This window comes from Tatumella saanichensis (genome assembly GCF_000439375.1).
In the GTDB taxonomy this organism is placed as follows: Bacteria; Pseudomonadota; Gammaproteobacteria; order Enterobacterales; family Enterobacteriaceae; genus Tatumella; species Tatumella saanichensis.
This window is the reverse complement of record NZ_ATMI01000019.1, coordinates 21,483-33,715: the sequence shown is the minus strand read 5'-3', so window position 1 is coordinate 33,715 and position 12,233 is coordinate 21,483. Positions and strand designations below refer to the sequence as shown.

The 12,233-nt window shown below is 50.3% G+C and carries 14 protein-coding genes and 1 pseudogene; 8 read left to right on the top strand and 7 right to left on the bottom strand.

The genetic code is table 11. The annotated features are described in order from the left end of the window. Positions 1-130: 130 nt before the first annotated feature. Both pdxH and anmK read right to left on the bottom strand, forming a co-directional pair. Positions 131-790, bottom strand: coding sequence for a pyridoxamine 5'-phosphate oxidase (gene pdxH / locus DW47_RS0107850; RefSeq protein ID WP_029685849.1), 660 nt, complete (start codon positions 788-790; stop codon positions 131-133). A gap of 63 nt (positions 791-853) precedes the next feature. Next, positions 854-1,990, bottom strand: a complete 1,137-nt coding sequence (gene anmK / locus DW47_RS0107845) for an anhydro-N-acetylmuramic acid kinase (RefSeq protein WP_029685848.1) — start codon at positions 1,988-1,990, stop codon at positions 854-856. A 252-nt stretch (positions 1,991-2,242) separates the two neighbouring features. Between anmK and DW47_RS0107840 the strand changes: the two genes are divergently transcribed. Beyond that, complete coding sequence (locus tag DW47_RS0107840) at positions 2,243-2,710, top strand: outer membrane lipoprotein (protein ID WP_029685847.1); 468 nt, start codon at positions 2,243-2,245, stop codon at positions 2,708-2,710. Positions 2,711-2,832: 122 nt separating this feature from the next. Here DW47_RS0107840 and slyA read toward each other — a convergent pair whose 3' ends face one another. Together slyA and DW47_RS0107830 are read right to left on the bottom strand one after the other, a co-directional pair. After that, complete coding sequence (gene slyA, locus DW47_RS0107835; protein ID WP_029685846.1) at positions 2,833-3,270, bottom strand: transcriptional regulator SlyA; 438 nt, start codon at positions 3,268-3,270, stop codon at positions 2,833-2,835. A 184-nt stretch (positions 3,271-3,454) separates the two neighbouring features. Then, positions 3,455-3,694: a DUF1289 domain-containing protein gene (locus DW47_RS0107830; RefSeq protein ID WP_029685845.1), complete on the bottom strand. Its 240-nt coding sequence runs from the start codon at positions 3,692-3,694 to the stop codon at positions 3,455-3,457. A gap of 232 nt (positions 3,695-3,926) precedes the next feature. On the opposite strand from DW47_RS0107830, the gene gloA reads away from it, so the two are divergent. Together gloA and rnt are read left to right on the top strand one after the other, a co-directional pair. Further along, a complete protein-coding gene (gene gloA / locus DW47_RS0107825) occupies positions 3,927-4,334 on the top strand; it encodes a lactoylglutathione lyase (RefSeq protein WP_029685844.1) in 408 nt (135 codons plus the stop codon). 112 nt (positions 4,335-4,446) lie between these two features. Next, positions 4,447-5,130, top strand: a complete 684-nt coding sequence (gene rnt, locus DW47_RS0107820; RefSeq protein WP_029685843.1) for a ribonuclease T — start codon at positions 4,447-4,449, stop codon at positions 5,128-5,130. A gap of 80 nt (positions 5,131-5,210) precedes the next feature. Here rnt and DW47_RS0107815 read toward each other — a convergent pair whose 3' ends face one another. Then, positions 5,211-5,543, bottom strand: a complete 333-nt coding sequence (locus tag DW47_RS0107815; protein ID WP_029685842.1) for a Grx4 family monothiol glutaredoxin — start codon at positions 5,541-5,543, stop codon at positions 5,211-5,213. A gap of 357 nt (positions 5,544-5,900) precedes the next feature. Here DW47_RS0107815 and DW47_RS0107810 point away from each other — a divergent pair, with 357 nt between their 5' ends. Further along, complete coding sequence (locus DW47_RS0107810; protein WP_029685841.1) at positions 5,901-6,695, top strand: C40 family peptidase; 795 nt, start codon at positions 5,901-5,903, stop codon at positions 6,693-6,695. A 51-nt stretch (positions 6,696-6,746) separates the two neighbouring features. Next, positions 6,747-7,043 (top strand): annotated as a pseudogene (locus DW47_RS0107805) (helix-turn-helix domain-containing protein); the annotation flags it as partial. 87 nt (positions 7,044-7,130) lie between these two features. Here DW47_RS0107805 and cydH read toward each other — a convergent pair. Beyond that, positions 7,131-7,220 (bottom strand): cytochrome bd-I oxidase subunit CydH, encoded by a 90-nt coding sequence (gene cydH, locus DW47_RS17480; protein WP_161606694.1) that lies wholly within the window; start codon positions 7,218-7,220, stop codon positions 7,131-7,133. A gap of 271 nt (positions 7,221-7,491) precedes the next feature. Between cydH and purR the strand changes: the two genes are divergently transcribed. Further along, positions 7,492-8,517, top strand: coding sequence for an HTH-type transcriptional repressor PurR (purR, locus tag DW47_RS0107795; RefSeq protein WP_029685839.1), 1,026 nt, complete (start codon positions 7,492-7,494; stop codon positions 8,515-8,517). Here purR and punR read toward each other — a convergent pair. After that, the gene (gene punR, locus DW47_RS0107790) at positions 8,498-9,427 is read right to left on the bottom strand and encodes a DNA-binding transcriptional activator PunR (protein ID WP_029685838.1); all 930 of its coding nucleotides are present in this window, start codon (positions 9,425-9,427) and stop codon (positions 8,498-8,500) included. The two genes, purR and punR, sit on opposite strands and share 20 nt — an antisense overlap. Before the next feature lie 105 nt (positions 9,428-9,532). Here punR and punC point away from each other — a divergent pair, with 105 nt between their 5' ends. Next, positions 9,533-10,714, top strand: a complete 1,182-nt coding sequence (gene punC, locus DW47_RS0107785) for a purine nucleoside transporter PunC (protein WP_029685837.1) — start codon at positions 9,533-9,535, stop codon at positions 10,712-10,714. A 305-nt stretch (positions 10,715-11,019) separates the two neighbouring features. Then, positions 11,020-12,168: a cyclopropane fatty acyl phospholipid synthase gene (gene cfa, locus DW47_RS0107780; protein ID WP_029685836.1), complete on the top strand. Its 1,149-nt coding sequence runs from the start codon at positions 11,020-11,022 to the stop codon at positions 12,166-12,168. Positions 12,169-12,233 lie beyond the last annotated feature (65 nt).

The window sequence follows — 12,233 nt, the reverse complement described above, 5'->3', positions numbered from 1 at the left end:
ACTCCAAATTAAGCAGACTGCACCTGTGCTGCCATGCAGCGTACCGCGCAGTCGCAGAAAAAAAATCAGGGACATAGAATAAAACGCGAAACCGAACTGTTCCAGCCCTGCATAGGCTTATTTTACTAAATCAGGGTGCTAGGCGATCAATTTTCCAGCACTGATCCTGATATTGATAGATAAAGCGGTCGTGAAGACGGCGCGCGCCCCCCTGCCAGAACTCCATGGTATTAATTTTTACCCGGTAGCCGCCCCAGAAATCAGGTAGTGGCACTTCACCGCGCATAAACTTCTGACTGATTTCGAGAAACTTTCCTTCCAGCACACCACGTGCCGAAATACGGCTCGACTGGCGAGAGACCCAGGCTCCGATCTGACTGTCTCGCGGGCGGCTGTGGAAATATTTAATCACCTCGGTCGCAGACAGTTTTTCAACCTCTCCCAACACCATGATCTGGCGGTCCAGCATTTGCCAAGGAAAATGCAGGGAAATTTTCGGGTTCTGGCTGAGATGCTGTGCTTTGCGGCTGCCAAGGTTGGTATAAAAGATCATACTGTTATCATCATACTCTTTGAGCAGGACAATACGCTGATAGGGCTGGCCGTCAGCATCCACAGTCGCCACACACATCGCCGTAGGATCTGGCAGCTGCGCTTCGCAGGCTTGCGTCAGCCATTGGCTAAACAGCGCCATCGGTTGCTCGGGGAGGTCGTTACGGCGCAAACCACCACGGGTATACTCGCGCCGTAAATCAGCGATATGTTGTAAGGATTGCTGTGGGTCAGTCATGATATGTGGCTCTTTTTATAGAGGGATAAAGAGCGGCACCTGTCCGCCCTCCTGTTCCCAGAGTTAACGTTGTATTCGAGTGTGTTGATTGCCGACATTGGCTGGGAAAATTGCTCCCAGCAGGGTGAAATCCCGCGCTCCGGTGACCGCTGGCAGGTTACCCGGCAGCCCTGACAGGGTCCGGAATGCCAGCCACGCAAAGGCCAGTGCTTCCATATCGTCACTGCTGATCCCGACATCATCGGTAGTGCCGACGTGGGTGGCGGGTAGCAGTGCTACCAGACGCTGCATCAATAGCCGGTTATGATAGCCGCCACCACAGACCAACAGTCTGTCACAGCCACCGTTCAACGTAATTTCGCGAACAATGGTGTGTGCCGTCAGTTCGGTGAGTGTCGCTTGTATATCTTCTGCAGCCAGTGCTGAGAACGGCTGTAACTGCTTTTCAAGCCATGCCAGATTGAAATGTTCACGACCGGTACTTTTCGGAGCTGGCAGCGCAAAATAAGGATCCTGCAACATCTGCTCCAACAGTGCTGGCACAACCTGACCACTGGCACCCCAATCACCGTTACGGTCGTAACGCAACTGTTTCTGCTGCCAGACCCAAGCATCGATCAACATATTGCCCGGCCCGGTATCGTAGCCCCGGCTGTTTTGACCCGGAAATAGCAAAGAAATATTAGCAATTCCCCCAATATTAAGGATCACCCGCCGCTCGGAGGGATGCATCAATACCGCGCGATGAAAGGCGGGTACCAGTGGGGCGCCCTGACCGCCCATCGCCATATCACGACGTCGGAAGTCCCCGACCACTGTCACGCCGGTACGCGCGGCAATCTGATTATTGTCCCCGAGTTGCAGGCTGAACGGTGCCTCTCCCGCGGGTTGATGCCAGACAGTCTGCCCATGGCAGCCAATACCGGCAATATCTGCGGCTGACAAGGATTCGCGCTGCATTAGCGTTTCGATAGCTTCACTGAATAAGCGGCCCAAGCGGGTATCTAACTGGCCTATTTGTGACAGTGTCACTGATTGCCCCTGACTTACATCGAGGATCATCTGGCGGATTTCTAGTGGCATAGGATGGCAATAGCTGGCTTGCTGCGCCACAATATGCTGGTCTATCGCCGCCAACACTACATCAACGCCATCCAAACTGGTGCCGGACATAACTCCGATATAACGTCCTGACTTCATAGTCACCTCACCCCTGCACGATACATATTCTGTTAAGTCTGCCAATTCTTGGTCGCGAATACTATGAATAAGATAACAACTGATCACGGTTTTCCCGATAGAGTGTCGAATCATTTATTTTCCGTTATGCGGGACAGAGTTATAATAAGCTGTCATAGATTTGCTAACATCACTTAGGTTGGCCTTAACAACCCTGAACGGGGACCACGTCATAAGGGTGCGCGTTGCGCAAATGACTGAAAGGAGTTTCTGATGATTAAACGTTTAGCTACTTTGGCTGTTGCTGCCAGCCTACTGACCGGCTGTGTGAACGATAATTCACTGTCCGGCGATGTCTATAGCGCAAATGAAGCCAAGCAGATCCAGAGTGTTACCTACGGGACCCTAATTTCCGTTCGTCCGGTTAAAATTCAGGGCGGTGACAGCAGTAGCCCACTGGGAGCCATCGGCGGTGCTATCTTGGGCGGCTTCCTCGGTAATACTATTGGTGGCGGTGCTGGCCGTAGCTTGGCAACTGCCGGCGGCGCAGTACTGGGGGGCTTGGCCGGTCAGGGCGTACAGAGTAATATGAATGTCTCCAACGGTGTTGAGCTGGAAATCCGTAAAGACGATGGCAACACCATTATGGTAGTACAGAAACAGGCTGCCACCCGCTACTCCCCAGGAATGCGTGTGGCAATGGCCACCGATGGCAGTCAGGTTACTGTTTCACCACGTTAATCTCCTAACGTGTTAACGCAATCCGCTGCCGTGACTGCATAAAAAACCCGTCGTAATGACGGGTTTTTTAATCGGTAACGGCGAGAGCTGTTTGATGTTCAACAGCAGGTGGGTGAGAAAGCTCAGCCTTCATTACGCTGAAGTTCGCTGATATTTTTTTCCAGTCGGCTGATCAGGCTGATCATAGTATTGATCTCAGTATCAGACAGTCCTTGAAGGATATCTTCACGGCTGCGATTAATCACCCCTTCCAGTTCTTGGATAACCGGTGTGGCTTTGTCTGTCAGGGTAATGCGTTTGGCCCGTCGATCTTCCGCACAAGGCGTACGGCTTATTAGACCTTTCTTTTCCAATTGATCGAGGGTTCTTACTAAAGAAGGCTGTTCTACACCGATGGCCTTCGCCAGCTGGATCTGAGACTGCTCCGGCGGTAACTGGCTAATATTGTGCAGCGTTACCCACAATGTCTGGGTGAGGCCAAGTGGTTTTAAACGGTTATCAATGACTGCACGCCAAGTACGTACCAACCGGGCCAAATCAGTGCCCAATGACGATTCCATATAATCCCCCTTATTATTAGTATTTTATCAAATCTATTGTCAGTTGACTATTTTGCGGCTTTCAGAGGTTAATTACAAACTCCTGATGAAATGACAGTGAATAAGCGATGCATAACGTGACAAATTAGGCCGATATTTATACCGTGAGTATAAAAAGCAAGCAATCGGCTTTGCGCGGAAGCATTCAAAACAACGAATGTTGCTGATCATTGTCCTGACCATCTTCGTTGCTGACCCGTCGCCGCCGCAATCGTCGCTGTTGGCACAGGCGTAGGATATTACGTTTCTGAGTGTCACTGAATGACATCCACTGAAAACGCTCTTCACGGCTGCGGAAACAACCAACGCAATAGCCTTTATTGTCAGTCCGGCAGATGCCGCGACAGGGACTCGGGACAGGGAAAAACTCCAGTTGTTCTGCCATGGATATCTCCAAAATCCTCTGACTCGGGGTAACAGGTAATGGCCTACTGAGTCGAGGTGACGGTTACCTGCGCTAAGTATAGCCGTTCGGCTCGCCGTTTTACCTAACTAGACAGCAGTCACCCTTTTCTCTTCAATCAGAGATTACCGCAGACGTTTTCCCTGTTACACTTAAATATCTTTATCACCCTGTCAGCCGTCATGGACTGACTTCTGAAACCTAAGAGGACGATATGCGTTTACTTCACACCATGCTGCGTGTCGGCGATATGCAACGCTCGCTAGACTTCTACACCCGTGTTTTAGGCATGAAACTGCTGCGTCAGAGTGAAAATACTGAATATAAATACTCGCTGGCGTTTGTCGGTTATACCGAAGAGAGCGAAGGTGCGGTCATCGAACTGACCTATAACTGGGGTGTTTCTTCCTACGATATGGGTGATGCCTACGGCCATATCGCCCTGGGCGTTGATGATGTTGCTGCCACCTGTGAACGTATTCGCCAGAGCGGCGGCAATATCACCCGCGAAGCCGGTCCTGTGAAAGGTGGCAGCACCATTATCGCCTTTGTCGAAGATCCAGATGGTTACAAGATTGAACTGATTGAGAATAAACACGCAGGTCAAGGACTCGGCCACTGATCCTCTACCTGCCCTTTGAGGGCAGGTATTGCCCTCAGCCAAGTTCACCTACTGCAACGCCGTATTTTTTTTGCGATACTATCGCCAGATATTCCCGCTCAACGAGATTCTGATGCCCGACACTTCCTCACCGAATGCCCTGAACCAACGATTTCGTGGTTTTTTTCCCGTCGTCATAGATGTGGAAACCGCCGGTTTCAACGCCGGGACTGATGCCCTCCTGGAAATTGCTGCTATCACGCTGAAGATGGACGATGAGGGTTGGCTGCAGCCGGATCAGACCCTGCATTTCAATGTCACACCGTTTGAAGGGGCGATCCTTCACCCCGAAGCGTTGGCCTTCACGGGAATAAATCCTGACGATCCACAGCGGAATGCAGTTAGCGAACATGATGCCCTGCATGCCATTTTCAAAATGGTACGTAAAGGCATGAAAGACAGTGACTGCGCCCGGGCAGTGATGGTGGCGCACAATGCCAATTTTGATCACAGCTTTGTGATGGCAGCTGCCGAACGCAGCCACCTGAAACGCAATCCGTTTCACCCATTTGCCACCTTTGATACCGCCGCGCTCAGCGGATTGGTGCTTGGCCAGACCGTGCTGGCCAAGGCCTGCAAAACAGCAGGTATGGAATTTGACAGTCATCAGGCGCACTCTGCGTTGTATGACACGCAACAGACTGCCACCCTATTCTGTGAGCTAGTCAATCGCTGGAAGCGCCTGGGTGGTTGGCCACTTCCCGAGCCAGTAGCGCCGGATAAAGCTCCGGCGCTAGACTCTGAACAGGCAAACTAACGCCTCGGTGGTGGTTATCATCTGCCATAAAAAATGCCCGGGTCAGCGGGCATTTTTATCTCTTGCGATCACCGCAGCCTTTATTCAGCAGCTGGATGCTTGTCTGCAGTCTCTTTGATCAGTTGCTGCAGTTCGCCGCGCTGATACATTTCCATAATGATGTCGCAGCCGCCAACCAGTTCACCTTCGACCCACAGCTGTGGAAAGGTCGGCCAGTTCGCGTATTTCGGCAGTTCAGCACGGATATCCGGATTCTGCAGAATGTCGACATAGGCAAAACGCTGACCACAGGCAGAAAGTGCCTGAACTGCTTGGGCAGAGAAGCCGCAGCTTGGCAGCTTCGGAGACCCTTTCATATACAACAGGATCGGGTTTTCTGAAATCTGGGTCTGGATCTTTTCTAACGTGCTCATTTTACTTCCTTCACAACGTAACGACATGTCTACGTATTGTAAGCGAGAACGCCTTCGGAATGAAAATGACATTTTAAACTAACAGGGAAAACCGTTGTTGCATCGCATCAGCGGTTAAAATGTCCCTCATGGTCAACAGGGAAAGATAAGAGAAACATATAAAACTGGTGTGTTAATTGTCTGTTTATGTTCATTTTTACCGCAAAAAACTTCTCGTAACAGATTCTGATAAAAAGACCTTAACTTTTGCAGAAAAACTGGATTAGAATGCCTTTCGGGACTGGCTGAGAGGTCAGATGTTATTTTTTAATTTTGTCCTGTTTTTATATGGGGCATTTAACCTGTAACCTGACAATTATGCGTCTACTGATAACGCTTTTCGTGCTTGCCTTTGCACAACTTTTCTTTAATGTCGCGGAAGCCGCGCCGCGCTCACAGGTTAACGCCTCTCATCATAAGGTGGCGCGTAAAACTGTCACCGAAGACCAGCGGCGAAAGCGCAAACCTGTTAAAGCGATCAGCTCCCGACACAAAACTCGGCAACCCCTGACCCACCGAGTCAGAGAAGTGACACGCTCCCGCCAGTCAAAGTTACATCAGTCCCGTCATGAAGTTCATCGTATTGCCTCCCGTCACCAGGTATCAGCCAAAACCTATGGCCACCGCCGTGTTGCTAAGAATAAGCAACCCGCTCCTTCTGCCCGACTGACCGCAATCCGCATGAGTCCAGTTCACAAATTACGCTATCAAAAAGCTCGCCAGACAGCGATGGTAAAACTGATGGATCAGTTAGGTAAGCCTTACCAGTGGGGTGGCACCTCGCCACATACTGGTTTTGATTGCAGTGGCTTGGTCTACTATGCATTTAAAGACTTAGTCAATTTCCGCATTCCGCGTACCGCTAACGCCATGTATCATCTGCGCGATGCGGCCCCGATTAGACGCAATCAGTTGGAAAAAGGTGACTTGGTTTTCTTCCGTATTCATAGCCGCGGTGCCGCCGACCATGTGGGCGTCTATCTAGGTAATGGTAGATTCATTCAGTCGCCACGCACCGGTGAAGATATCAAGATCAGTGCTCTCAGCAATGAATACTGGCAGAGCCACTATATCGGAGCCCGTCGAGTCATGACCCCCGGCACCGTACGCTGAGCCCGTCCTGAATAGCGTCGACACGTTCCTGATTTAATTTCGGAGAACGTAATGATGGCAGAGTTCAAACGCACCCAACGAGATTATCCTCTATCCTTTAAAATAGCGGTTGTTGAGCAGGTTGAAAAAGGCGAAATGACCTACAAACAGGCTCAGCAACGATATGGTATCCAGAGACGCTCCACTGTTCTTGCCTGGTTGCGTAAATACGGCCGGCTTGACTGGAACCCCAGGTCTAAGAGGAGACTGTCCGTGGCTAAGATAAACATACCTCTGACACCTGAACAAAAAATCAGAGAACTGAAAGAACAGCTAAAACAGGCATATCAAAAAGCTGAGTTAATACAAAACGCCCGATGAAGTTCATCAGGCATTTTACAGTCAGAAAACTGTCAATCTATATCAGGACTCGTCAACGGTGACTAAGCGCCGCTATCAGTGCATCACAGCGGTAAAGCTGAACGCACAAATCATTGCCAGCACTGCCACAACCGTCGTCAGAGCGAATTTCAGGTCAGTATCCATAATGCCTCCTTTAGGCGCACTTATTGTGTGGTTTTTGCTATAATCCCACAGAGTTGCGCAAAAATCTCGTTTTATTGCGCTACCCTTGCTAGAATTAGCCCCCTTTGTTGCGCAACCGCCGTTTCTGCTGAGTTTTCCAGCGCTTTCCGGCAGCCCTTTTCGGGTCAGATACTGCCGGCTTCCCATGTTTTTTAATGATGATTGCCGGTGATTAGTGCAACGCAAACGATTAACCTGATGATAAATCATTACAAACCGGAGTAACCAGCAGATGGCAACTATTAAAGACGTGGCGAAGCGAGCCGGGGTTTCCACCACTACCGTTTCACATGTCATTAATCACACCCGCTTTGTGGCAGAAAACACCTGTAAAGCTGTGTGGGAGGCTATTAATGAATTGCACTATTCCCCAAGTGCGGTGGCACGTAGCCTGAAAGTCAATAACACCAAAACAATTGGTCTGCTGTCGACCTCTCTTGAAGCACCCTATTTCGCAGAAATCATCGAAGTTATAGAGAAAAAGTGTTTCGCTCACGGCTATACACTGATCCTTGGCAATGCCGATAATGATCTCACCAAACAGCGCGCTTACCTGTCGATGATGGCGCAGAAGCGTGTTGATGGCCTGCTGGTGATGTGTGCCGAGTATCCGCAAGATCTGCTGAAGATGCTGGAAGAGAATCGTAATATCCCGATGGTAGTAATGGATTGGGGCGTGCAACGCGGTGACTTTACTGACACTATCCTTGATAACGCCTTCCAAGGCGGCTACATGGCAGGTCGTTATCTCATCGATCGTGGTCACCGCGATATAGGATGTATCCCCGGCCAGATGGAACGTAACACCGGGGGCGGACGACTTTCTGGTTTTCTCAAAGCCCTCAGCGAAGCGGGGATCACCTTGCGTGATGAATGGCGAGTCCAAGGTGATTTCGAACCGGAATCCGGTTACTTGGCCATGCAGCAGATCCTGGCCCAGCCACAACGTCCAACGGCAGTGTTCTGTGGCGGCGATATCATGGCGATGGGGGCGCTCTGCGCTGCCGATGAAGCCGGTTTACGGGTGCCTCAGGATATTTCCATTATCGGTTACGATAACGTCCGCAACTCCCGTTACTTTACCCCTGCACTGACCACTGTCCACCAGCCAAAAACAGAGCTCGGTGAAAAAGCACTGGAGATGTTATTTGACCGTATCGTGAATAAGCGTGAACAGTCGCAGACCATCGAGGTGTATCCTAAGCTAATTGAACGCCGCTCGGTAGCAGATGGTCCGTTTATGGATTACCGCCGCTGAATATTTTATCCTCCCTGAGCCATTCTTGGTTCAGGGTATCAGTATCTCCCAGATAATCGAGGATCCAGGAAAGAGCCGGAGACATCTGCTCCTCAGCCCAACTGACACAGCAAGGGCTTTCCGGAAAGGGCGAAGGCAATTGCAATTCTGTCACCTCACCCGCCGCCAGTAACGGGGCCGCCAGGTGCCCCGGAACCATCGCCACACAGAGTCCAGCTTTGACACAATTTAGCCCCGTCTGCCAATCAGGGACCGGCATACGGTGCTGATTATCCAATGTCCAAGTGATGCGCCTGGGTAACGCTCGTGAGGTATCCTCCAGTAACAGTGACGGCCAAGCTCTGATCAACTCTTCGCCGGGCTGGCCTTCAGCGGCCAGCGGGTGGCCCGCGCTGACAATACACCGCCAGTTAAGCCGTCCCATATCGCGGAAAGCAAAACGTCCTGTGACTGGAATCGCCTGGGTGGCACCGATGGCCATATCTACCCTACCGTCCGCCAGTGCATCCCATACACCATTAAAGACTTCTTCAGTAATCTGCAGTTCGATATCCGAAAAGTGGCGGTAAAAATCCAGCACCAGTTGTTGCATACGCGGTCTTTTCACAATGCAGTCTACCGCAATCGACAACTGCCCCCGCCAGCCGTTTGCCAATTGCTGGCACTGATGACGCGTGGATTGCATTTTTTTGATAATAGTACGACTTTCCCGCACAAAATGCTCACCCGCTGGCGTTAATACCACGTCGCGATGCTGACGTTCAAACAGCGGCACTGCCAGCCATTCTTCCAATTGCCGGACGGTGTAACTGACGGCTGACGGCACGCGGTGAAGCTCCCGAGCCGCAGCACTAAAACTGACATTGCGTGCCACCGCATCAACCACTTCCAGGGCGTACTCTGACCACATAATAACCTTTCAATTTTTTTCACAGCGGATAGCAAATATTACCGGTTCACAACCGGTTGTGCACCCTTTTACACTCGTGGCAAATTTTTTCACACAGGAGATGTCATGAGACATCCGGTTCTTTTCCTTTTTTACTTGGCATTGCTGAGTATGTTGGGTTTTCTCGCAACGGATATGTATTTACCTGCCTTTGATGCAATGAAACAGGACTTAGCCACCAGCGCGGGAACAATCAGTGCCAGTCTGAGCCTGTTTTTGGCCGGATTTGCCTGCGGTCAGCTGTTCTGGGGGCCGTTATCCGATCGCCTAGGCCGGAAACCGGTATTACTTGCTGGCTTAGGGATTTTTACAGTGGCCTGTCTGGCTGTTTGCTTGACAGCGTCGCCGCTGATGTTGCTGATATGGCGTTTCGTCCAAGCGTTTGGGGTCTGTGCAGCCGCCGTCAGTTGGCAGTCACTAGTGATGGATCACTATCCTGCACACCGACGCCAGAAAATTTTCGCCACGGTCATGCCTCTGGTTGCGCTTTCTCCGGCATTGGCTCCGCTGCTAGGTGCGTGGCTATTAGAGCACTATCACTGGCGCTCGGTGTTTGTGGTACTGGCCGCGATTACCCTATTGCTGATGGCCGCCACCCTACGAGTACCCCGCCCTCGTCAACAGGATGTATCGGTCACAGACCGAGTAGCGGCGGATACTGATGTGAGCTTTTTGCAACTGCTCAAAGATAAAGGTTACCGTGGAAATGTGACCCTCTATGCAGCGTGCTCTGCCAGTTTCTTTGCCTGGCTGACCGGTTCGCCATTTATCTTGACTGCCCTTGGCCTGTCACCGGCCGATATTGGACTGAGCTATCTGCCACAAACACTGACCTTTCTAGCGGGGGGCTTTGGCTGCCGCATGCTGATGAACCGTTTCTCTAGCCGTCAGCTTTTGCCTTGGCTGCTGGCCATGTATGGCGTCAGTATCGCGCTGATTATGCTAGATGCACTTGCCGGGCAGCCTTCTTTGGCTGGTCTGTTGATCCCGTTCTGCGGCTTAGCGATGGCCAACGGTGCTATCTACCCGATCGTGGTCTCTGCGGCGCTGTCCCGTTTCCCTGGGGTGAGTGGTAAAGCCGCTGCCTTACAGAATACCCTGCAGTTGGGACTGTGCTTTCTGTTCAGCCTGTTCGTTTCTTCACAGCCACAGGCAACCCTTGTGACCACCGTCTGTGCAATGGGTGTCACCGTTATGTTGGCCCTGTATGGGTATTGTCAGCAAAAAGATTTCTCAAACCGCACTTAGTCTTTCCCCTTCCCTTTTCTTGCAGCTAAGGATGAATTTTTCTTCATTCTTAGCTGACTTACTGACAATCATTGAACATTCATAATGTCAGGCTTATAATCACTTTAGTGACAAAATAATAATTCAGTCACACTTATCATAATAAGATTTTTAAGGTGTATACAGCACCGCCTATTTTGTAGATTTTTACTCTATCCTCTGCTTTTCAAAATCATAAATGCACGTTTTTTGTGAGTTTACTCACGAACTATAGAAAATTGACTATTCTTTTTTCAGGTTCAAATAGAACAGGTGATTAAAAGCGTATGAGTTCATCATGTGTAGCAGAAGTCGGCCTTAAGGAAAATCATTGGTATCGCATTGCCGCTGAAATGTTGGCTATGGCTGATATCTCCATCAATGGCGATCGCCCTTGGGATATTCGGGTTAAAAATCCTGATTTTTTCAAGCGTGTATTGCAGGAAGGATCTCTCGGTTTAGGTGAGAGTTACATGGACGGCTGGTGGGAATGTGACAGGCTGGACCAGTTCTTTTATCGGGTGCTCAAAAATAAGCTTGATAAACAGCTACCGCACCACTTTAAAGATACGTTACGCATCGCCACTGCCCGTTTCACTAACCTTCAGTCTAAAAAACGTGCCTGGATTGTCGGTAAAGAACACTATGACTTGGGTAATGATCTCTTCAGTCTGATGCTCGACCCTTATATGCAGTATTCCTGTGGCTACTGGAAAGAGGCGACGACCCTCGAGGCTGCACAGGAAGCGAAGTTGGATATGATTTGCCGTAAATTGCAACTGAAGCCTGGCATGTCACTGCTGGACATCGGCTGTGGTTGGGGTGGATTATCCGAATATGCAGCCCGTCATTACGGTGTCAGTGTTTATGGGGTCACTATCTCTGCCGAACAGCAGAAAATGGCGCAGGAACGCTGTAAAGATCTCGATGTGACTATCCTATTGCAGGACTACCGTGACCTAAATCGTTCCTTTGATCGTATCGTCTCTGTCGGTATGTTTGAACATGTCGGGCCGAAAAACTACGCCACTTATTTCGATGTGGTCGCCCGTAATCTCAAGCCTGACGGCATTTTCCTGCTTCATACTATCGGTTCTAACCATACGGATCTTAATGTTGATCCGTGGATCGATAAATATATTTTCCCTAACGGTTGTTTGCCTTCGGTCAGTCATATTGCCCAGACCAGTGAACCGCACTTTGTGATGGAAGACTGGCATAACTTCGGAATCGATTACGATACCACCTTGATGGCTTGGTATGAACGTTTCTTGGCAAGCTGGCCACAGCTTGAACATAACTATGATGAACGCTTCAAACGTATGTTTAGCTATTACCTGAATGCCTGTGCTGGCGCGTTCCGTGCCCGTGATATTCAGCTGTGGCAGGTGGTATTCAGCCGTGGTGTGGATGGCGGTTTGCGGGTTGCTCGTTAATCCGGTGTTGTACCACTCAGCACGACAAGAATGTCTAGGCCGCACCCTCGGGTGCGGCCTTCTTT

Coding starts and splice junctions, on each gene's coding strand:
- pdxH (WP_029685849.1), bottom strand. CDS start 790: ATGACTGACCCACAGCAATCCTTACAACATATCGCTGATTTACGGCGC.
- anmK (WP_029685848.1), bottom strand. CDS start 1,990: ATGAAGTCAGGACGTTATATCGGAGTTATGTCCGGCACCAGTTTGGAT.
- DW47_RS0107840 (WP_029685847.1), top strand. CDS start 2,243: ATGATTAAACGTTTAGCTACTTTGGCTGTTGCTGCCAGCCTACTGACC.
- slyA (WP_029685846.1), bottom strand. CDS start 3,270: ATGGAATCGTCATTGGGCACTGATTTGGCCCGGTTGGTACGTACTTGG.
- DW47_RS0107830 (WP_029685845.1), bottom strand. CDS start 3,694: ATGGCAGAACAACTGGAGTTTTTCCCTGTCCCGAGTCCCTGTCGCGGC.
- gloA (WP_029685844.1), top strand. CDS start 3,927: ATGCGTTTACTTCACACCATGCTGCGTGTCGGCGATATGCAACGCTCG.
- rnt (WP_029685843.1), top strand. CDS start 4,447: ATGCCCGACACTTCCTCACCGAATGCCCTGAACCAACGATTTCGTGGT.
- DW47_RS0107815 (WP_029685842.1), bottom strand. CDS start 5,543: ATGAGCACGTTAGAAAAGATCCAGACCCAGATTTCAGAAAACCCGATC.
- DW47_RS0107810 (WP_029685841.1), top strand. CDS start 5,901: ATGCGTCTACTGATAACGCTTTTCGTGCTTGCCTTTGCACAACTTTTC.
- cydH (WP_161606694.1), bottom strand. CDS start 7,220: ATGGATACTGACCTGAAATTCGCTCTGACGACGGTTGTGGCAGTGCTG.
- purR (WP_029685839.1), top strand. CDS start 7,492: ATGGCAACTATTAAAGACGTGGCGAAGCGAGCCGGGGTTTCCACCACT.
- punR (WP_029685838.1), bottom strand. CDS start 9,427: ATGTGGTCAGAGTACGCCCTGGAAGTGGTTGATGCGGTGGCACGCAAT.
- punC (WP_029685837.1), top strand. CDS start 9,533: ATGAGACATCCGGTTCTTTTCCTTTTTTACTTGGCATTGCTGAGTATG.
- cfa (WP_029685836.1), top strand. CDS start 11,020: ATGAGTTCATCATGTGTAGCAGAAGTCGGCCTTAAGGAAAATCATTGG.